At 67.0% G+C, this 18,838-nt stretch carries 18 protein-coding genes; 13 read left to right on the forward strand and 5 right to left on the reverse strand.

Annotated features, from left to right (window positions below; all coding sequences use genetic code 11):
• Positions 1–24: 24 nt before the first annotated feature.
• Together CXY82_RS04505 and CXY82_RS04510 are read right to left on the reverse strand one after the other, a co-directional pair.
• Positions 25–2,385 (reverse strand): hypothetical protein, encoded by a 2,361-nt coding sequence (locus CXY82_RS04505; protein ID WP_104169865.1) that lies wholly within the window; start codon positions 2,383–2,385, stop codon positions 25–27.
• Between the two features lie 113 nt (positions 2,386–2,498).
• A complete protein-coding gene (locus CXY82_RS04510; RefSeq protein WP_104169866.1) occupies positions 2,499–3,005 on the reverse strand; it encodes a hypothetical protein in 507 nt (168 codons plus the stop codon).
• Positions 3,006–3,236: 231 nt separating this feature from the next.
• Between CXY82_RS04510 and CXY82_RS04515 the strand changes: the two genes are divergently transcribed.
• Entirely contained in the window at positions 3,237–4,136 is a 900-nt protein-coding gene (locus CXY82_RS04515) for a phosphodiesterase (protein ID WP_104169867.1), read from the forward strand.
• Positions 4,137–4,147: 11 nt separating this feature from the next.
• Entirely contained in the window at positions 4,148–5,212 is a 1,065-nt protein-coding gene (locus CXY82_RS04520) for a tyrosine-type recombinase/integrase (RefSeq protein ID WP_104169868.1), read from the forward strand.
• 56 nt (positions 5,213–5,268) lie between these two features.
• Here the strand turns inward: CXY82_RS04520 and CXY82_RS04525 are convergent, their stop codons facing one another.
• Positions 5,269–5,844, reverse strand: coding sequence for a M23 family metallopeptidase (locus CXY82_RS04525; protein ID WP_104169869.1), 576 nt, complete (start codon positions 5,842–5,844; stop codon positions 5,269–5,271).
• Positions 5,845–6,167: 323 nt separating this feature from the next.
• Here CXY82_RS04525 and rpsB point away from each other — a divergent pair, with 323 nt between their 5' ends.
• The 9 genes from rpsB to CXY82_RS04570 all read left to right on the forward strand — a co-directional run bounded on the left by rpsB (position 6,168) and on the right by CXY82_RS04570 (position 12,871).
• Positions 6,168–7,088: a 30S ribosomal protein S2 gene (rpsB, locus tag CXY82_RS04530; protein ID WP_104169870.1), complete on the forward strand. Its 921-nt coding sequence runs from the start codon at positions 6,168–6,170 to the stop codon at positions 7,086–7,088.
• Between the two features lie 9 nt (positions 7,089–7,097).
• The gene (gene tsf, locus CXY82_RS04535; protein ID WP_104169871.1) at positions 7,098–7,925 is read left to right on the forward strand and encodes a translation elongation factor Ts; all 828 of its coding nucleotides are present in this window, start codon (positions 7,098–7,100) and stop codon (positions 7,923–7,925) included.
• A 195-nt stretch (positions 7,926–8,120) separates the two neighbouring features.
• Positions 8,121–8,837 (forward strand): UMP kinase, encoded by a 717-nt coding sequence (gene pyrH, locus CXY82_RS04540; protein WP_104103173.1) that lies wholly within the window; start codon positions 8,121–8,123, stop codon positions 8,835–8,837.
• A gap of 31 nt (positions 8,838–8,868) precedes the next feature.
• Positions 8,869–9,423, forward strand: a complete 555-nt coding sequence (gene frr / locus CXY82_RS04545) for a ribosome recycling factor (protein ID WP_104103176.1) — start codon at positions 8,869–8,871, stop codon at positions 9,421–9,423.
• 15 nt (positions 9,424–9,438) lie between these two features.
• Entirely contained in the window at positions 9,439–10,434 is a 996-nt protein-coding gene (locus CXY82_RS04550) for a phosphatidate cytidylyltransferase (protein ID WP_233199200.1), read from the forward strand.
• A gap of 46 nt (positions 10,435–10,480) precedes the next feature.
• Positions 10,481–11,029, forward strand: coding sequence for a DivIVA domain-containing protein (locus tag CXY82_RS04555; protein ID WP_104169872.1), 549 nt, complete (start codon positions 10,481–10,483; stop codon positions 11,027–11,029).
• Positions 11,030–11,169: 140 nt separating this feature from the next.
• Entirely contained in the window at positions 11,170–11,778 is a 609-nt protein-coding gene (locus CXY82_RS04560; RefSeq protein WP_233199201.1) for a lytic transglycosylase domain-containing protein, read from the forward strand.
• A gap of 39 nt (positions 11,779–11,817) precedes the next feature.
• A complete protein-coding gene (locus CXY82_RS04565) occupies positions 11,818–12,114 on the forward strand; it encodes a hypothetical protein (protein WP_104169874.1) in 297 nt (98 codons plus the stop codon).
• Between the two features lie 28 nt (positions 12,115–12,142).
• Positions 12,143–12,871: an alpha/beta hydrolase gene (locus CXY82_RS04570; RefSeq protein ID WP_104169875.1), complete on the forward strand. Its 729-nt coding sequence runs from the start codon at positions 12,143–12,145 to the stop codon at positions 12,869–12,871.
• Between the two features lie 12 nt (positions 12,872–12,883).
• Here CXY82_RS04570 and CXY82_RS04575 read toward each other — a convergent pair whose 3' ends face one another.
• The gene (locus tag CXY82_RS04575; protein WP_104169876.1) at positions 12,884–13,933 is read right to left on the reverse strand and encodes an AI-2E family transporter; all 1,050 of its coding nucleotides are present in this window, start codon (positions 13,931–13,933) and stop codon (positions 12,884–12,886) included.
• Positions 13,934–13,953: 20 nt separating this feature from the next.
• Positions 13,954–15,576, reverse strand: a complete 1,623-nt coding sequence (locus CXY82_RS04580; RefSeq protein ID WP_104169877.1) for a hypothetical protein — start codon at positions 15,574–15,576, stop codon at positions 13,954–13,956.
• A gap of 251 nt (positions 15,577–15,827) precedes the next feature.
• Between CXY82_RS04580 and CXY82_RS04585 the strand changes: the two genes are divergently transcribed.
• Both CXY82_RS04585 and CXY82_RS04590 read left to right on the forward strand, forming a co-directional pair.
• The gene (locus tag CXY82_RS04585) at positions 15,828–17,630 is read left to right on the forward strand and encodes a hypothetical protein (protein WP_233199202.1); all 1,803 of its coding nucleotides are present in this window, start codon (positions 15,828–15,830) and stop codon (positions 17,628–17,630) included.
• Positions 17,627–18,637, forward strand: a complete 1,011-nt coding sequence (locus CXY82_RS04590) for a tetratricopeptide repeat protein (protein WP_104169879.1) — start codon at positions 17,627–17,629, stop codon at positions 18,635–18,637. The genes CXY82_RS04585 and CXY82_RS04590 overlap by 4 nt, the downstream gene beginning before the upstream one ends.
• Positions 18,638–18,838: the final 201 nt, after the last annotated feature.

Genomic DNA, 18,838 nt, shown 5'->3' on the forward strand with positions numbered 1-18,838 from the left:
CCATGATCGCTGGAAGACTCCTGATCACTGGACGATCGTGACGATGACGGAGGCGCTCACAAGCCCCGAAGCTTCCGCCGTGAACGTGTACAGGCCCGCTTGATTGCCTTGGTAACTGACCTGGCAGCCACTGAACGTAGCAACACCGTTGAGAGAAGTCCTGGTTGTCGCCGCGCACGACAGCGTGCCGGATCTGTTGGACGGTGGACTCGCAGAGAGCGTGACGCTTACAGCGGCGTTCGCTGTGTTGCCGAAGGCATCCTGGATCGTGATTTCCGGCTGAGGCACGAAGAAGTCGTTCCTCTTATGGCTCTTCTGAGGGAATGTTCCGGTGAAAGCGAGTTTGGACGCGGCCCCGGCCGAGATCGTGATGGTGTTGCTCGTGGCCGTGATGGGGCCTGCCACGACGGCCGTCAGTGTGTAGGTGCCGGCCTTGTCGATCCGACAACCGGTGAAGGTCGTGACGCCGGCGGTGCTGGCGGAAGCACACGCGGACAGGGTGGCCCCGACGGGTGCGTTGGTGAGGCTCAATGTCACGGCTGCGGTGCTGTTCGTGACGGTGTTGCCACCGGCATCCTGCACCGTGACAACCGGTTGGGTGGAGAAGGCACTCTGACTGATGGCAGTGCTGGTCGGGAAGGCGATGGCTAGTTTCGCTACGGAGCCGACCGATATGGTGAGGCTGCTGGACTCGGCCATCCAGGTCCCTGAGGCCGCCGTGAGTGTGTAGCTGCCGGGTTTGTCGATCCGGCAACCGGTGAAGGCCGCGACACCGGACGCGGCCGCGAGCGGGTTGCCTGAGGTGCAGGACAACGCGGCGCCTGCCTGAGTCGTGAGGCTGAGGCTGATGGGGGCAGTGCTGGTGGTGACGGTGTTTCCGAACGCATCCTGCACGGCAATGACAGGTTGGGTTGAGAACGGGGTTCCGCCGCTACTGCTATTGGCGGGCTGTGCGGTGAAGGCGAGTCTCTTAGGGGGCCCGGCGGTGACGTTGATGCCGTTGCTCGTGGCGTCGGCGAGCCCGGCCGAGGTGGCGGTGAGCGTGTAGCTGCCGGCCTTGTCGATCTGGCAGCCGGCGAAGGTGGCGATGCCTGAGACGGCAGCCCGGGCGTTCGCGGCGCAGGTCAGGCTGGCCCCGGCGGGTGAGGTGAGGCCGAGGCTGATTGTTGCGGTGCTGTCGGTGATGGTGTTTCCGCCGGCGTCCTGAACGGTGACAACCGGTTGGACGGGCGCGGCGAACGTGGTCTGGCTGGTGGCGGAGAAGTCAACGGCAGGTTGGGTGAAGGACAGTTTCTTCGCGGAGCCCACGGAAACGGTCAGCGCGGTGCTCGTGGCGGCGGTCAGGGCACCGGAGGCCGCGGTGAGCGTATAGGTGCCGGCCCTGTCGACGGCGCAGCCGGTGAAGGCCGCGACACCGGATGCTGCCGCCAGCGGGTTGGTTGGGCACGTGAGCCTGGCGCCGCCGGGCGTCGTGATGCTGAGGGTTATGGGGGCGTTGCTGACGGTGACGGTATTTCCGAACGCGTCCAGCACCGTGACCACAGGCTGGGTGGGGAATACCATCCCGCCGGTGCTGCTGGAAGGTTGCGTTGCGAACACGAGCTGCGTGGCGCTGCCGGCGGCGATGGTGATGCTGCCGCTTGTGGCGGCGGTGAGCCCGTTCGCGGTCGCGGTGAGTGTGTACGTGCCGGCCCTGTCGATCTGGCAGCCGGAGAAGACCGCGATGCCGGATCCGGCTGGCAGCGGATTCTGGTCGCAGGTGAGGTTCGCTCCGGCGGGCGACCCGGTGATTGCCAGGGTGACCGGGCTGGTACTGGTGGGCACGGTCTCTCCGGCGGCATTCTGGATCGCGACGCTGGGCTGGGCAGTGAAGACGGCGCCGCTGGTCGCGTCGGACGGTTGGGCCTGGAACGCGACTTTCGTCGGATTCGAGATCCTCACGCTGCCACTGGGGGCGCTCGCCGCGGTCCAGCCGTTGTAGACGGCGGTGACCGTGTAGGTATAGTCGCCGGTCAGAACGAGCAGGTCGTCGCAAAACGCGGTGGCCACGATGATGGTCGGGCTGGTGCCGCAGGCCGGGGTCGGCGTGCCGGTGCCGGTCTTGGTGCGGGTGGCGTAGTAGCCGGTCGGCGCGGGCGTGCCGACGGATGCCGTCCAGCGCAGGCTCACGGTGCCGGCGCTCGTCGCGGGAACGAGCACGTCGGTGGGCGGAAGCAGCGTGCCAAGGGCTGCCGAGCCGGAGCCGAACCCGGGGGCGGTGTAATACGCGGAGGCGCCACCGGTTACGGACACGACCAACACGGCAAGGGTCACGGCGGCGGTGAGGCCGAAGAATGAGAGGCGGGTGTTTCCGGATGCGGAACGGTGGGGACGGAGGGAAGTCACGTCAACCTCTCACAGCTGTCGAACGAGCATGAATGTTCAAGGACTCTGATGTACCAAAATGAAAATCGCACAGGTGGGCAGGCTCGGAGAGAGTCTGCCCACCTGTGATCGAGCTAGTTGGACTTGAGCGTCAGCGTGACGGTGGCGCCCTTGCAGGCGTCCTGGTCGTCAGCGGTGTCAAGGAACATGAGCGTCGAGGTTCCCGTGATGGTCACATCGACGGCGGTCTGGCTCCTGGGTGTGCCCATCACGCGCGTGTCGGAGACGACGGACGGGGCGATCGTGAAGTTGTCGGCGAAGACACACCCCGGGGCGTCGGTGCTTCCGGTCTGGGAGATGGTTGCGACCTTGAGGCTGGACGTGCCCGCATTTTTTGCGGAGTACGTCACCGGCACGGAGGCGCCCGGGGTCAGACCGTCGGCCAGGTGGGCGCTCAGCACCAGCGAGCCGTTGGACTTGGCGTTGGCCGCCGCACCGGTGCCGGAGCCGGTCGTCGACCAGTAGGCGTACGCTCCGCCTCCGCCGACCAGGAGCATCGCGGCCGCGACGAGCGCGATGCTCCTCACCCGCAGTTGCTTGGCGGTGCCGGCGGTTGCCTCGGGTGTGGTCTTCTTGGTCATGTGATGCCCTTCTATCGATTTCGGGTCTCGACAGTCCTCATCTGTGAGGACACGTGCTGAAAGCTAGGGCGGTCTCGTGTGCGCCGTTAGGCCGGATGAGCCCCCAGAACGGGGCTGCGGGTCCCCCCAATAGTGGGCTCGCGCGAATCCCACCGAAGGGTGAATTTGCGCGACGACAGGCCGACGTCGGGGGCAGGCCGTAGTCTGGGCGGCACCCACGAAAGGTGAGTCATGTCAGCCGTGCAACTGGGCCAGTACCCTCCAGCCACCCACCTCATCGCGCATATCAGCGACACCCACTTCCTCGGCGGAGGTCGAGCGCTCTACGGTGCGGTCGACACGGACACCACCGTGTACCAGGCGATGGCGCAGTTGGAGCGGTCCGGTCTCCGGCCCGACGCGCTGCTCTTCACCGGTGACATCGCCGACCGCGGTGAAGCCGTTGCGTACCGCCGGGTGCGTGACATTGTCGAGGCCGCGGCCGAACGGATGGGCGCCCCCGTCATCTGGGTGATGGGGAACCACGACAAGCGCGAGGCCTTCCGCACCGAGCTGCTCCGGGAAAAAGGATCCTCGGCGCCGATCGACCGGGTATTCGACATCGGGGGAGTGCGCATCATCGCACTGGACACGAGTGTTCCGGGCTATCACCACGGCGACCTGTCCGGCGCGCAGTTGGCGTGGCTGGCCGAGGTGCTCAGCGAGCCTGCTCCGCACGGCTCCCTGCTGGCGCTTCATCATCCGCCCGTGCCGACGATGTTGCCGCTGATGTCCATCCTCGAGCTGCGGGGGCAGCCCCGACTGGCCGAGGTGGTGGCCGGCAGCGATATCCGGGCGATCCTGGGCGGACACCTGCACTACGCGACGACCGGACTCTTCGCGGGTATCCCGGTGTCGGTCGCCGCAGCGACCTGCTATACGCTCGATCCGACCGCGCCGCAGGGGACGCTCAGCGGTCTGCAGGGTGGGCAATCGATCAACCTCGTGCATGTCTACGACGACCAGATCGTGCACTCGCATGTGGCTCTCGGCGAGTTTCCGGCAGCGACCGGCTTCGACGCGGCCTTCCTCGACCGGATGGAGGCGCTCACGCCCGACGAGCGCACCGAGGCCTTCTCGCGGCAGGTCTGACCGAGGTGACTATGCCTGAGTCCGTTCGCATACCACCGCCGATTCCCGCGCCGGTGCACCTCCTCGATGCGTCTGTCGACGACTTCGTGGTCTACCTGGCCGTTGAGCGCGGCTTCTCCGTGCACACCGTGCGCGCCTATCGCACCGACCTGGCGGGACTGATCGCCTTCGCCGAAACTCGCAGCGTCATCGACCCGGCGGCGCTGAGCCTCGATCTGCTCCGCGATTGGCTGTGGGTCGGAACCCAGTCGGGGCTGGCGCGGGCGACCATTGCCCGGCGGTCGGCCTCCGCCCGCAGCTTCACGGCCTGGCTGGCACGCACCGGCGGCAGCGCAACCGACCCCGCCGTGCGGCTGCGCTCGCCGAAACCCGGCAGACCACTGCCCCGAGTGATCAACCACTCCCAAATGCAGGAGCTACTCACCCACCTGGCACTTCGTGCCGCCAGTCCCGACCCGGCGGCGCTGCGCGACCTCGCGATAGTGGAACTGCTCTATGCGTCGGGGTTGCGGGTCTCGGAGCTCGTTGGCCTCGACGTCACCGACGTCGATCTGCACCGACTCACCGTGCGGGTCACCGGCAAGGGTTCCAAGGAACGCGTCGTTCCCTTCGGCGTGCCGGCCCAGCACGCGATCCTCGCCTATCTCGAACGGGGCCGCCCTCGGCTCGTTGAGACCGCAGCGCCCGCCGAGACCGCAGCGCCCGCCGAGACCGCAGCGCCCGCCGAGACCGCGGGGCCCGCTGCCGAGAACCGCGCGCACGCCGCGAAAACCGCTGCCGAGAACGCCGCGACGCCGGTGAGCGCGCTGTTCCTCGGTGCGCGCCGCCAGCGCCTCGGCGTGCGGGCGGTCTACCGGCTGGTCGCCACTCTGCTCGCCGATGTGCCCGGCAATGGGCCGGCCGGCCCGCACGCCCTCCGCCACACGGCGGCCACCCACCTGCTCGACGGCGGAGCCGACCTCCGGGCCGTGCAGGAGCTGCTCGGCCACTCCAGCCTCGGCACCACCCAGATCTACACTCATGTCTCGGCCGAACGCCTCAAACAGAGCTACCGCACCGCGCACCCGCGCGCCTGACTCCCCGGCGACGGGTTCCGGGACTGCTCCGCGACTACCACGCGGCTGCCGGCCCCTCAGCTGTCTCCTCTCAGGAGCAGTGCCGGCAGCAGCACCGCGCGAGGAACGCCGACCAGATACAGCAGTGGTGACACATAGCCGCCGTTCAACCGGGCGCCAAGATGCAGGCACTGCCCAGCGCAGTGCCCGCCGTCGGCAACCTGGCCGACGGGTTGCCCTGCCGCGACCCGGTCACCGACCGCGACACTGGCCGACACCGGCTCGATGCTGGACACCAGGCCGTCGGCATGTTCGATCGAGAGTACGGGGCGGTCGACCACGACCCCGGCGAACGAGACGATACCCTCGGCCGGTGCAACCACCTCCCGGCCGGCCTCGGCCGACAGGTCCAGACCTCGATGGCCCGGCGCATACTGGGTGACCGGCGCCTGGAAACCCCGGAGCACCGGATGCGGCGGAGCCAGCGGCCAGTGCCAGGTGCCGGTGGTGGCCGTATCCGCAGCCGTCTCCGGAGCCGTCTCCGTGACCGACGCCGCCCCGGGTGGTGTCACACCCGCCGCGTCGCTCCGCACGATGGACAGGCAGGACAGCGGCAGCAGCGCGGCCGCGATGAGCAGACGGAAGGCATTCATGCCACCACCGTGCGGCCTCCGTCCCGCCCGAAACCGGCGAGGGCGGTATCCGTGACCGGATCCCGTACCACCCCGCCTGGGGAGGGACGCCCGCACGTGCCGGCGCGCGCACGGGGCACCCCCGTGGGTGCTAACCTTTGTGGAGCAGCGCTTGCGTGCTGACTACGCGTGCCCATTCGGCCTCCAGACCCACTCGGTCCTCGTTTCTTTCAGATGCGGGGCGGTTCTGTGCCGGGCACCAGGAGTGGTGATCATCCGATCACGACACAAACCGATTGGCGTTCGTCTGCATCGCAGCGCGCGCCGGACAAGGAGAACGGCTCATGGCCGTCGTAACCATCCGCCAGCTGCTCGATAGCGGCGTGCACTTCGGGCACCAGACCCGCCGTTGGAACCCGAAGATGAAGCGCTTCATCTTCACGGAGCGCTCCGGCATCTACATCATCGACCTGCAGCAGTCGCTCGGGTTTGTCGACAAGGCCTACGACTTCGTCAAGGAGACGGTTGCCCACGGCGGCACCATCCTCTTCGTCGGAACGAAGAAGCAGGCGCAGGAATCGATCGCCGAACAGGCCACCCGCGTGGGCCAGCCCTACGTCAACCAGCGCTGGCTCGGCGGCCTCCTCACCAACTTCCAGACCGTTTCCAAGCGTCTGGCCCGCATGAAAGAGCTTGAAGAGCTCGACTTCGAGGACACCGCCAAGAGCGGTTTCACGAAGAAGGAAATGCTCATCAAGAAGCGCGAGCTCGTCAAGCTGCACAAGAGCCTCGGCGGCATCCGCAACCTCACGAAGACGCCGTCGGCGCTGTGGGTTGTGGACACCAACAAGGAGCACCTCGCCATTGACGAAGCCCGCAAGCTCGGCATCCCCGTCATCGCGATCCTCGACACCAACTGCGACCCGGACGACGTCCAGTACCCGATCCCGGGCAACGACGACGCCATTCGTTCCGTCGGCCTGCTGACCCGCATCATCGCGGACGCTGCGGCCGAGGGCCTCATCCAGCGCCACGCCAAGCCGGAGGCTGAAATCGAGCCTCTCGCCGCGTGGGAAGCCGAGCTCCTGGCCGCTCCTGCCGAGAACGCCCCGGCAGCTGACGAAGCCGTCGCCGTCTCCGACGAGACCGCAGAGGCCGTCGTGGCCGCGCCGGTTGCCGACGAGGAAGCCGCCGCAGCCCCAGCCGCAGAAGCCGAAGCCGCAGCCGTTGTTGCGGCCGACGCTCCCGCCGAAGAAACCAAGTAAGGACCAAGCATGGCAAGCATCAGCCTCGCAGACGTCAAAGCGCTGCGCGAGCGCCTCGGTACCGGCATGGTCGACACCAAGAACGCCCTCGTTGAAGCCGAAGGCGACATGGAAAAGGCCGTCGAGATCCTTCGAATGAAGGGTGCGAAGGGTAACGCCAAACGCGCCGATCGTTCCACCTCCGAGGGACTCGTCGCCGCCAAGGAAATCGGCAACACCGCCACCCTGATCGAACTCGCCTGCGAGACCGACTTCGTCGCCAAGGGCGATAAGTTCGTTGCACTAGCCGAGAAGGTCTTGGACGCGGTCGCCGCAGCCGCGGCCACCACCGTCGAGGAGGGCCTGGCCGCTCCGGTCGACGGTCAGACCGTCGGCCAGCTCATCGACGGCGAGGCCGCGATCATTGGCGAGAAGTTCGAACTTCGCCGCGTCGCAACCGTCGCGGGTGAGAAGTTCGCGATCTACCTGCACAAGACCAGCAAGGACCTGCCCCCGCAGGTCGGCGTTGTTCTGGGTTACTCCGGAGATGACGCGGAGACCGCGCGCAGCGTGGCTCAGCACATCTCCTTCGCGAACCCCGAGTACCTCGCTCGCGGAGACGTTCCCTCCGACCTCGTTGAGGCCGAACGCCGGATCGTCACCGAGATCTCGAAAAACGAGGGCAAGCCGGAGGCTGCACTGCCCAAGATTGTCGAGGGTCGCGTCACCGCGTACTTCAAGCAGGTTGCACTCCTCGAACAGGATTATGCCAAGGACAACAAGCTGTCCGTCAGCAAGGTTCTGGCTGATGCCGGACTGACCGTCTCAGGCTTCGCCCGATTCAAGGTCGGCGCGTAACCGGTCGTTTGATCGTAGTGAAGGAGATCGGGTTGCAGTCGCAATCCGGTCTCCTTCTGTGTGTGGGCACCCACCAGCCCACCCAGTAGTTTTAGAACACCGTCGGAACACGGCACGGCACTACACGGCACAACACGACACTGCACTGCACTGCACAGCACGGCACAGAGCATCACGAGGGAAGAAGCGCACAGAATGTCAGACACGGTCAAGAAGCGCAGGGTCCTCCTCAAACTTTCCGGCGAAGCCTTCGGGGCAGGCAGCCTGGGCGTCAATCCCGACGTCATCAGCGCCCTCGCCCGCGAGATCGCCGAGGCGGCCAAGACGGTGGAAATCGCCATCGTCGTCGGCGGCGGCAACTTCTTCCGCGGCGCCGAATTGTCGCAGCGTGGAATGGACCGCGGCCGTGCCGACTACATGGGCATGCTCGGCACCGTGATGAACGCCCTTGCCCTCCAGGACTTCCTCGAGCAGGCCGGATCCGAGACACGGGTGCAGTCCGCGATCGCGATGACCCAGGTCGCCGAACCGTACATCCCTCGTCGCGCGGAACGCCACCTCGAAAAGGGCCGCGTGGTCATCTTCGGCGCGGGCGCCGGGCTGCCCTACTTCTCCACCGATACGGTTGCGGCCCAGCGTGCCCTGGAAATCGATGCGGACATCGTGCTCGTCGCCAAGAACGGCGTCGACGGGATTTACTCCGACGACCCGCGCACCAACCCGGACGCGCACAAGATCGACCACATCACCTACCAGGAGGCCCTGCAGCGCGGCCTCAAGGTCGTCGACTCGACAGCCTTCAGCCTCTGCATGGACAACGGAATGCCCATGCAGGTGTTCGGCATGGCCCCGCACGGCAACGTGACGGCCGCCATTCTCGGCGCCGATCTGGGAACCCTTGTCTCCAACTAAGCTTGACAACGCCATCGAAGAAGGAGTCATCGTGATCACGGATGTTCTGTCCGACGCCACCGCCCGCATGCACAAGGCCGTGGAAGCTGCCAAAGACGACTTCGCGACCGTGAGAACCGGTCGTGCGAACCCGCAGATGTTCGCCAAGATCCTGGTGAACTACTACGGCACACCGACGCCGCTGGAACAGCTCGCCTCGCTGCAGAACCAGGAGGCCCGCACGCTCCTGATCGGGCCGTACGACAAGGGCGCCCTGCGAGACATCGAGCAGGCCATTCGCGACACTCCGAACCTGGGCGCCAACCTCGGAAACGACGGCAACGTCATTCGGGCCACGCTGCCGGAGCTGACCGCGGACCGCCGCAAGGAATACGTCAAGATCGTGCGCACCAAGGCCGAAGATGCCAAGGTGTCGGTGCGCAACCTGCGCCGCAAGGCCAAGGACGACCTCGACGCCCTCAAGAGTGAAGTGGGAGACGACGACGTGGCCCGCGGCGAGAAAGAACTCGAACACATCACCAAGACCCACGTGGATGCCATCGACGACGCCCTCAAGCGCAAAGAAGCAGAACTCCTCGAGATCTAAGGACGATCCAGCCTCATGACGGACGAATCAGGCGATTCCGGAGAACGCGAAGGGCTGCGCGCCAAGCGCGAGCATGGTGTCAGTCGCGCCGAGTTCAGGGCCCAGATGCAGTCGAAGAAGGCCGATCTCGAACGTCAGATGCTGGCGACCCGGGCGCAGCTGGATGCGACTCAGGAACGCATCCAGGCGCGCACCGGGCGCAACCTGATCCTGGCAACCCTGATCGGGCTCGCGCTTGGCTTGTTCATGCTGTTCAGCCTCGTCTTCATCAAAGACCTGTTCATGGTCTGCGCGATCGCGTTCGTGGGCTTCACGGCCTTCGAGCTCGCTCAGGCTCTCCGTCTCGCCGGACGCAACGTGCCGCGCGTACCGGTCGTCCTGGCATCCGTGGGCGTCGTGCCTGCCGCGTTCTACCTCGGCGCGGCCGGCCAGTGGCTGGGCACGCTCGCCGGCATTGGGTTGATCGCCTTGTGGCGGCTGGCTTTTCTCGTCCGGCGCGCCCACCGCGCTCCCTCCCGGGAGGTGCTCGGCGACATCGGTGGTGGCTTCCTGATCCAGGCCTACGTCGTCTTCCTCGGCAGCTTTTCTGTGCTCCTGGTCGCCCAGCCCGACGGGCAGTGGTGGACCCTCGCCTTCCTGCTGCTGGTCATCTCCGCCGACACCGCGGCGTACGCCGCCGGCCTCAGCTTCGGCAAGCACCGCATGGTCCCCTCGATCAGCCCGAAGAAGACCTGGGAAGGGTTCGCTGGCGCCGGCGTCGCCTGTATCGGGATCGGCGTGCTGCTCGCAGTGTTCATGCTCGACCAGCCCTGGTGGTTCGGCCTCGTCTTCGGTGTGGTCATCTTGTTCAGCGCGACCTTCGGCGACCTGGCCGAATCCCTGATCAAGCGTGACCTAGGCATCAAGGACATGAGTTCCTGGTTGCCTGGTCACGGCGGTCTCCTCGACCGGTTGGATTCGATCCTGCCGTCGGCCGCAGCCGCGTACGCCCTCTACCTGATTTTCGCTTAGCGGCCTCGGTTTAGTCAGGCGCGCGGCAGTGAGGCAGAATGTTCCGGTGACCTCCACCTTCCCTCGGACCGGCAAGAAGACGCTCGGCTACAGCGCTCCGCAGGTGGAGGAGTTCCTCGCTGTCGCCCGAAAAGCGTATGACGCCACCGACGACAGCGTCGGGTTGACCGCCGAGGACATCCGTCACACCGCGTTCAGCATGCACAAGGGCGGATATTCGCCTGCGCACGTGGATGCGGCCCTCGAGCGTCTCGAAGACGCCTTCGCGACGCGCGACCGGGACCGTGCGGCGCAGGCGCAGGGCACCGAGGCGTGGCTGGCCGAGGTGCATGACCTCGCTCAGGTGCTCGTGAACCGGCTCAGCCGGAAGGGCGGACACCGCTTCCACCGGGTGAGCGTTCTCAGCGTCGGCTACAGCCGGGCGGATGTCGACCGGTTCTCCCACAAGCTCGTCCGGTACTTCGAAGACGGGCTCCCCATAACGGTGGAAGATGTGCGCTGCGCCGTGTTCCGGCCCCAGCGTGGCGGTTACCGGGAAGCCCAGGTCGACGTTGTGCTGGACAGCGTCGTCGACGTGATCCTGGCCGTCCGTTGAGTTGCGCCGCGCGCCGTGTCGAGGTCAATCGGCACCGTTATCTGGCTGTTATGTCGGATTTCCGATAGGCTCGGGAAATCGTGGGTAGACATTTGAACACCATTGCATCCGAACACGCCGGTAGGCCCGTCAAGGTCAGAATGAGAAGGTCCCGCTCGCGCGGGCGCGTCCCCCTCTTCGCCTTTACCGCCGCAGCGGCGTTCGTGCTCGTCACTGTCGTCGACCCGTATTCCGGCGCGACGGCCTCACCGTACTTCCAGGTTGCCGGCGACCGATTCAACGGTGAGGCAGCCCAGGAGATCCAGGTCGCTGCGGCAGCCTCGAACACCTTCACGCGTGACAGTTTCACCGTCACCGAGAAAGCCAAGCCCGTTCCCGTTCCCGTCGCCGTTCCCGTCGCGTCCAAGTCCGCGTCGAGTTCGGCTCCGTCGGCGGCCGTTCCTGACCCCGGCTCGGCGCAGGCGATAGCCGCCGATGCGGTGGCCGCCCGCGGCTGGGGCGACGATCAGTTCAACTGCCTCGTGTCACTCTGGAACAAGGAGTCCGGCTGGCGCGTCAATGCGGAGAACAGCTCCAGCGGTGCCTACGGAATCCCGCAGTCACTGCCGGGCTCCAAGATGGCCACCGCCGGCGACGACTGGGCGACCAACCCCGCGACCCAGATCCAGTGGGGCCTCGGCTACATCTCGGGCCGCTACGGCACCCCCTGCGGCGCCTGGGCGCACTCCGGCGACGTCGGCTGGTACTAGCGCTCCTTGTTCTTCCAGGCTCGCACGTAGACTGGTGCAATGGCCCGCAGCAACCGACCCCGTGGCCGCCAGCCCGGTCCGGGAGCCGCTGATGACGGCCTTGAGCGGATGCGCGCCGGCTGGCGACGCACGGAAACCCGCCGTGACGGCCTCTGGACGGTGCAACCCGTACCGGGGCCGCAAGCCGTGAAATCGTACGTGTGCCCCGGTTGCCACCGCGAGGTTGCGCCCGGCACCGCGCACGTGGTGGCCTGGCGCGGCGACGGCGTCATGGGTGAGGCATCCGACCTTGCCGCGAGGCGCCACTGGCACTCGCACTGCTGGAAGATCAAATAACCGCCCAAGCGGCACCAGGGGAGAAACCATGACTTCGAGTGTGGAAATTCGTGGCGGCGTCGAGCTACCGGCCGTGCGCGAGCAGATCGAGCTGCACACCGCGGACGGCCTGACCCTGGTCGGCGAACTGGCCACGCCCGTGAGCCGGGCACCGGTGGCGACGCTGGTGACGCTGCATCCGCTGCCCACCCACGGCGGCTTCATGGACTCGCACATCCTGCGCAAGGCTGCCGGGCGGCTGCCGGCCTTAGCCGACCTGGCGGTGCTGCGCTTCAACACTCGCGGCACGACCTCGCCGCGCGGCACGAGTGGCGGCAGCTTCGGCGACGGCGTCGATGAGCGCCTCGACGTTGCCGCCGCGATGGCGTTCGTCGCCGAGCGCGGGCTGCCCGATCCCTGGCTGCTCGGCTGGTCGTTCGGCACGGAGCTCGCAATTAAGTACGGCCTGGAGCACCCGATCCGGGGTGCCATCCTCCTGTCGCCGCCGCTGCACCGGGCCTCTGACGCCGAGCTGGCCGCCTGGACCGGCCGGGACGCGCGGCTGGTGGCCGTCATCCCCGAGTTCGACGACTATCTCCGCCCCGAGGAGGCCCGGGAACGCTTTGCGAGCGTGCCGGACACCCGGCTCATCGCCGTGGAGGGCGGGAAGCACCTGTGGGTGGGGGAGAGCGCCACCCGCCGCGTACTCGACGAGATCGTCGCCGTGGTCAACCCGGCCGCCGCGCCTCTGCCCACAGAGTGGACTGCGTCGGCCTAGTACCCGATCGGCCTAGAGTTTGTTCTGTCGGGGGATCACGACCTGCTTGATGATCATGATGGTTGCCGCGGCGACGGGGATGGCGATCAGCGCGCCGAGGATGCCGAGCAGACTGCCGCCCGCGAGAGCGGCGACCACAACGACGGCGCCGGGAACGGACACGGCCCGGTTCATGATGTTGGGGCTGAGCAGGTAGGCCTCTACCTGCATGTAGATCAGGTAGTAGATCGCGGCGACCAACGCTGTGAACATCGAGCTGCCGATTCCGGGGATCAGGCAGGTCAGCACGATGATGATCGATCCGGAGATCGTGCCCACGAGGGGGACCAGCGAGAACAGGAACGCGATCAGCGCGAGCAGCGCCGGGAACGGCGCACCGATGATCGACAGGAAGGTGAAGCTGAGCACGCCGTTGCAGAGCGCCAGGGCTCCCTGGCCGATCACGAATCGGCCGACGGATGTCGTGATCTGCTCGCTGAGATCGGCGAACCGAGCCCGCTTCGAGGCCGGTACCAGCTGGTACACGGCCTGCTTGATGCTGTTCAGCGATGCCGTGAAGTACAGCGTGAGGATCAGGATGATCAGGGCGCCGAAAAGGCCGCTGACGATGGCGAGGCCGGACTGGATGATCGTGCTCGTGATGTTGGTGATGTTGCCGCCGACGAAATCGGTGACCGACTCTGTGATTTTCGACAGCGGGAGAGCCGGAAACTGCCTCTGTACATCGGCGAGAAAGGTGGAGGTGTTGATCGAGGTGACCAGGTCCGGGATGGCCTTGGAGAGGTTGGAGACCTGCACGACGATGATCGGCACGACGGCGAAGATCACTCCGGTCAGAACCCCGATCACGGCAACAAGCACCGTGAGCATGGCTGCCCAGCGGGGAAACCTCTTCTTCTCCAGCCAGGAGACGGCCGGGTCGAGCCCGAGCGCGAGGAACAGTGCCGCACCGATGTAGGTGATGATCGTTTGCAGAGTGATCACCGACGTGATGATGAGCAGGCCGACGCCGACGCCCAGGGTGCCGATCAGTCCGACGCGAAAAGCATTCTGAATCTTCACTGAGATCCCCTCGGCTGGTGTCAGCGCTCGTCGTCGTCGCTGGCGGCGACCTTTTCCGCCTGCGTGAGCAGACCGCGCAGGCTCTCGAAGTAGCCGGCCACGGCGTCACGCTCAATCCTAATCTGGGACAGGCGCTCCTCCGCGTCGGCCACGAGCACGCGCGTGCGCAGTTCGGCATCGGTCGCCAGCGCGGCGGCCCGCGTCTCGGCGTCCCGCACCAGACGTTCCGCCGACTCCTCGGCAACCTTCTTCGATGCCCTGACCTCGTCGCGGGCGGAGGCGTCCAGCTGGTCGTTCAATGCGCGCAGTTCGACCGTGCGCCGGTTGGTCTCGGCAAGCTGCTTGGTGGCATCCGCGACGAACTTCTGCGTCTGGGCCACCGCCTCCTGGTGGCGCTGCAGCTGGCCCTGCTCCGCTTCGTCCCGCCGGGCCTTCAGCTCGACGTCGAGGTCGGCCCTGGTCTGATCGATCTCGCGCTTGAGCTTGGCGGCTTCGTGCTCTCCCCGCTTGCGGGTGGCCGTCAGATGGTTCTCCAGGTCGATGCGCAGCTGCTCGCTTTCGGCGGTGAAGTCGGCGCGGGTCTGCTCATTGTCCCTACCGAGGTCGGCGTGGGACTGTTCGATCTCGGCCGCGAGGCCGACGCGCGCCTTGCCGACCTCGCGGCTGAGGTCGGCGCGCTGGCGTTCGAGGTCGCGGGCCAGGTCGGTCTGAGCCTGCTCGCTTTCAACGGACAAATCGGCGCGCTGCTGCAGCGTCTCCCGTTCGAGGTCGGTTCTCGCCTGCTCGATCTCGATTGCGAGAAGGTTGCGGGCCTGCTCGGTCTCGTGGGCGAGGTCGATGCGAGCCTGTTCGGTTTCCCGGGCCAGGTCGATGCGGTGCTGTTCCGTCTCGGCGGCGAGGTCGATGCGAGCCTGTTCGGTTTCCCGGGCCAGGTCGGCGCGTTGCTGGTCGAGTTCGTGGGCGACTTCGGAGCGGGTCAACTCGGTCTCGCTCGTGAGCCCGGCCGCGACCTCGCGGGCCTCGGTCGCCTCCCGCTGGGCCACCACGCGAACCTCGGCGGCCTCGCGCTCCGCTTCCGAGCGGATCGCGGCGACTTCCCGCTTCACGGTTGCGCGCAGCTCGGCGGCCTCGGTGGCCACCGCTCCGCGGATGGCCGCCGCTTCGTGCACGGCGTCCTGGGTGAGCGTGGTGGAGTCCTCGTGGGCCCGGGCGAGTAAGTCGTCGGCTTCAGCGACGGCATCATTGAGGATGCGGCCGGCCTTGACCGCGGCATCCGACAGTGCCCGTTCGGCCTGCTCCTTGCCCTCGCGGAGCAGGGTCTGCACTTCGCTCGCTGCGGAGGCGCGCAGCCGTTCGGCGTCGATGTCCGCCTGGGCGATCACCCTCGTCGACTGCTCTTCCGCCACGCGCAGGGTGTTCTCGAGCTTGGTGCCGAGGCCGGAGAACGTGGGGCTGCCGACCTCTTCGATTTCCGCGTTCAGATCGTCGATCTGGGTGGTGAGGCGTTTGATTGCCTTCTTCGCCTCGGTGCCCTGGGTATTCGCCTGAATCAGGTCGCGGCGCAGTCCCTGGATGGTCTTGTCGACTTCGTCGCGGTCGTAGCCGCGGAATACCTGGGTGAAGTCTGCTTCGTCGTTCGCCACGCTGTCTCCTCAAAATGGGGCTCTGACCCCCGTTTACGGACTGACGAAGGGAGCCTCCACAATTTTAGTCTGTTCAGAAGGCACTGGCGCGTCCCAACCCGAGGGATTATTAGGTGCCTCTCAGGGGCAACCAGTATCGTAAGACGTCCTGTCTGTTGCTGATCGGGCCCGCATCCGGGTCCAACGTGCCCGTGTGCGCGATGAGCGGCCGGCGACACAGGAGGGTTGACGTGCGTTTTGTTCTTGCCATAGTGGCATTCGTCCTTGCTGCGGCAATGATTGTGCTCGGCATCGCCCAGCGGACCATTTTTCTCGATCCGGCCTCGGTGAGCCTGAGCGCATCCGTGGAGGACGCCCGCTTCGCGGTGGTCGAGTCCAGTGCTCTCAATGCCGTGCCGGGAAGCCAGACGATCACCGTCAGCGGTTCCGACACGGTTTTCCTGGCTTACGGGCGCACCGACGACGTCAAGGCGTGGCTCGGAGACGAACCATACGTCGACATCCGCAAGGCCAAGGACACGGTCGCCCTCAGCAGCACACTCATCGATCCGGCTACGGAGGCCGAATCGGGCGCCGAGTCTGAGTCCGGCTCTGCGGCGCCGGCGGACCCCGCGGCTGAGTCGGAGACGGTCACCAACCCGGTGGGCTCCGACCTGTGGCTGCAGGAGTTCACGGCTGAGAACACGCTGACCACCACCCTCAAGGTTCCCGACGGCATCTCCCTGATCGTGGCCTCCGACGGCACGGCCTCCGCGCCCACAGATGTCAGCCTGTCCTGGCCTACCGACAACTCCACACCCTGGGCAGGCCCGCTGATCGTCGGCGGCGCGGCCGTCGGCTTGATCGGCTTGATCATCTACCTCCTGGCGCTCCTGCACCTGCGCCGCTCCCGTGGCCCCCGCCGCAATCTGCCCCGCGGGCCACGGATGCCCCGGCTCCCGCGCGTGCCCCGTCCGAAGGCCATCAAGCCGAGCCAGATCAACGGATCCGGTAAGTCGATCGCCCGGTCCATGGTCGCCATGCCCCTGATCCTGGTCAGCGGTTTGATGCTCAGCGGTTGCTCGGCCGATTTCTGGCCGGCCACGTCCTCTCCCGACGCCGCCACCAGCGGGACGCCGACTCCGACCGACACCGCCGGCCCGGCCCAGGACGTGCCGCCGCCCGCCGTGACGGTGCCGCAGCTCGAACGCATCGTGACCGATATCGCCTCGCTGACCGCGGATGCCGATGCGAACCTCAACGCCGACACCCTCGCCACCCGGTTCACCGGCCCGGCACTGGAGAAGCGACTGGCGAACTACAAGATCCGGGGGGCCGACCCGGCCATCGCCGCGCTGCCGGCGCTGCCCACGTCGCCCCTCCGGCTCACGCTGCCGCAGCAGTCCTCCACCTGGCCGCGCGTCGTCATGACGGTCCTCCAGGACGAGGCTGACACCGCCGCCGCGCCGACGGCCCTCGTGCTGCGACAGGAGTCGCCGCGGGCCGACTACCTGGTCGAATACATGATTCAGCTTGAAGCGGCCGCCACGGTTCCCAAGGTCGCCCCGGCGACCATCGGCGCCCCGATCATTGCACCCGACTCCACGTTCCTCCTGCTCTCACCCGACCAGGTCGCCGCGGCCTACGCCGACGTGCTCCAGCTGGGGGAGGCCAGCCCCTCCTACGCCCTGTTCGAGGCGGAGGGCGACAGCTTCCGCACCCAGGTCACCGAACTGAAGACCTCACGCCAGGCCGGCCTGCCCTCGACGGCGTCGATCGAATTCGGTGCGGCCGCCGGCACCGGGCGCACCGTGGCATTGGCGACCAACGACTCCGGCAGTATCGTCGCCGTGAGCCTGACCGAGACCGAGACGGTAAAACCGGTGGATGCCGGCGCGACCGTGAGCCCCGAGGGTGCCAGCAAGGCCCTCTCCGGCATCACCGCCACGGCCAAGGGCATCACCAGCACCTACGGCGACCAGCTCCTGTTCCATGTTCCGGCCGCCGGTTCGAACGAAAAAATCGTCTTCCTTGGTTTCTCCCAGGGTCTGATCTCATCAACGGAGCTTCCATGAGTGTTATCCCCCCGTCCCTGTCCGGCATGAACCTGCGCGGAGCCGTCGACCTGTCTACGCTGGTGAACCGTCCGGCGGCGCCGGCCGCGGGCGCACCGCTGGCGCCGGGCGCACCGCTGGCGCCGGGCGCGCCGGGCGCGCCCGGTACACCCGCGGCGGGTCCGGTCGCGGTACCCAGCCTCGTGCTCGAGGGCACGGATGCGAATTTCGGCGAAATACTGGAACTATCGATGAGTGTTCCGGTCATCGTGGACCTCTGGGCCGAATGGTGTGAGCCGTGCAAGCAGCTCACGCCGATCCTGGAAAAGCTCGTCCTGGAATACGCCGGCCAGTTCGTGCTGGCCAAGGTCGACGTGGACTCGAACCCGCAGCTCACCCAGGCCTTCCAGGCGCAATCGATCCCGACCGTGGCCGCCGTAATCGGCGGTCAGCCGGTGCAGCTGTTCAGTGGCGCACTGCCTGAGGGCCAGGTGCGCGAGGTTCTGCACCGGGTCTTCGAGCTCGCGGCGCAGCACGGCGTCACCGCCATGGCCACCGCCCCGGAGGCCTCCGGCGACGCCGAAGCGGAGGCGCCGGCCTCCGGAGAACCCGAGCTGCCGCCGCTGCACCAAGAGGCCTACGACGCCATCGACCGCGGAGACTATGACGCGGCGATCGCCCTCTACAAGACCGCGCTGGCGCGGGACCCCCGGGACCAGATGGCCGTCGCCGGCCTGGCGCAGGTGAGCCTCCTGGCCCGGTTGCACGGCAAGACCATGGCCGAGATCCGCTCCGCCGCCGCGGCCGCGCCCGACGACCTGCAGACGCAGCTCGCGGTCGCCGACCTCGACCTCTCAGGCGGTCACATCGAGGATGCCTTCGATCGGCTGCTCGCCCTCTTTCCCGCGCAGGAGCCGGCCGGCCGCAACCTGATCCGCGAGCGCATCCTGGAGATGTTCGAGGTCATCGGCCAGGACGACCCGCGGGTGCCGCCCACCCGCTCCCGCCTCACCGCGCTGCTGTACTAGACGACGGCGTCGAACCAATTCGACGGAGATTTTGGTCTAGAACCGCTTTTTAGTGGTGTCTAGAGCTGATTTCGGCAAAATCTCCGTCGAATTCGTTCGGAATGGAGTTGCTCAGGCCCACGCGTCTGAAGTGGCAAAAAATGGCCCCGTCGGCGTTTCCGACGGGGCCATTTCCGCGCTCTCGCGAACTGGGGCGAAGCG

Origin of the sequence: Cryobacterium sp. M23 (genome assembly GCF_002929655.1) — a bacterium.
Taxonomy (GTDB): Bacteria; Actinomycetota; Actinomycetes; order Actinomycetales; family Microbacteriaceae; genus Cryobacterium; species Cryobacterium sandaracinum.

Excerpts from the sequence above, each read along its gene's own strand:
- CXY82_RS04510 (WP_104169866.1), bottom strand. The coding sequence starts at position 3,005 with ATGACCAAGAAGACCACACCCGAGGCAACCGCCGGCACCGCCAAGCAA.
- CXY82_RS04515 (WP_104169867.1), top strand. The coding sequence starts at position 3,237 with ATGTCAGCCGTGCAACTGGGCCAGTACCCTCCAGCCACCCACCTCATC.
- CXY82_RS04520 (WP_104169868.1), top strand. The coding sequence starts at position 4,148 with ATGCCTGAGTCCGTTCGCATACCACCGCCGATTCCCGCGCCGGTGCAC.
- CXY82_RS04525 (WP_104169869.1), bottom strand. The coding sequence starts at position 5,844 with ATGAATGCCTTCCGTCTGCTCATCGCGGCCGCGCTGCTGCCGCTGTCC.
- rpsB (WP_104169870.1), top strand. The coding sequence starts at position 6,168 with ATGGCCGTCGTAACCATCCGCCAGCTGCTCGATAGCGGCGTGCACTTC.
- tsf (WP_104169871.1), top strand. The coding sequence starts at position 7,098 with ATGGCAAGCATCAGCCTCGCAGACGTCAAAGCGCTGCGCGAGCGCCTC.
- pyrH (WP_104103173.1), top strand. The coding sequence starts at position 8,121 with ATGTCAGACACGGTCAAGAAGCGCAGGGTCCTCCTCAAACTTTCCGGC.
- CXY82_RS04550 (WP_233199200.1), top strand. The coding sequence starts at position 9,439 with ATGACGGACGAATCAGGCGATTCCGGAGAACGCGAAGGGCTGCGCGCC.
- CXY82_RS04560 (WP_233199201.1), top strand. The coding sequence starts at position 11,170 with ATGAGAAGGTCCCGCTCGCGCGGGCGCGTCCCCCTCTTCGCCTTTACC.
- CXY82_RS04565 (WP_104169874.1), top strand. The coding sequence starts at position 11,818 with ATGGCCCGCAGCAACCGACCCCGTGGCCGCCAGCCCGGTCCGGGAGCC.
- CXY82_RS04570 (WP_104169875.1), top strand. The coding sequence starts at position 12,143 with ATGACTTCGAGTGTGGAAATTCGTGGCGGCGTCGAGCTACCGGCCGTG.
- CXY82_RS04590 (WP_104169879.1), top strand. The coding sequence starts at position 17,627 with ATGAGTGTTATCCCCCCGTCCCTGTCCGGCATGAACCTGCGCGGAGCC.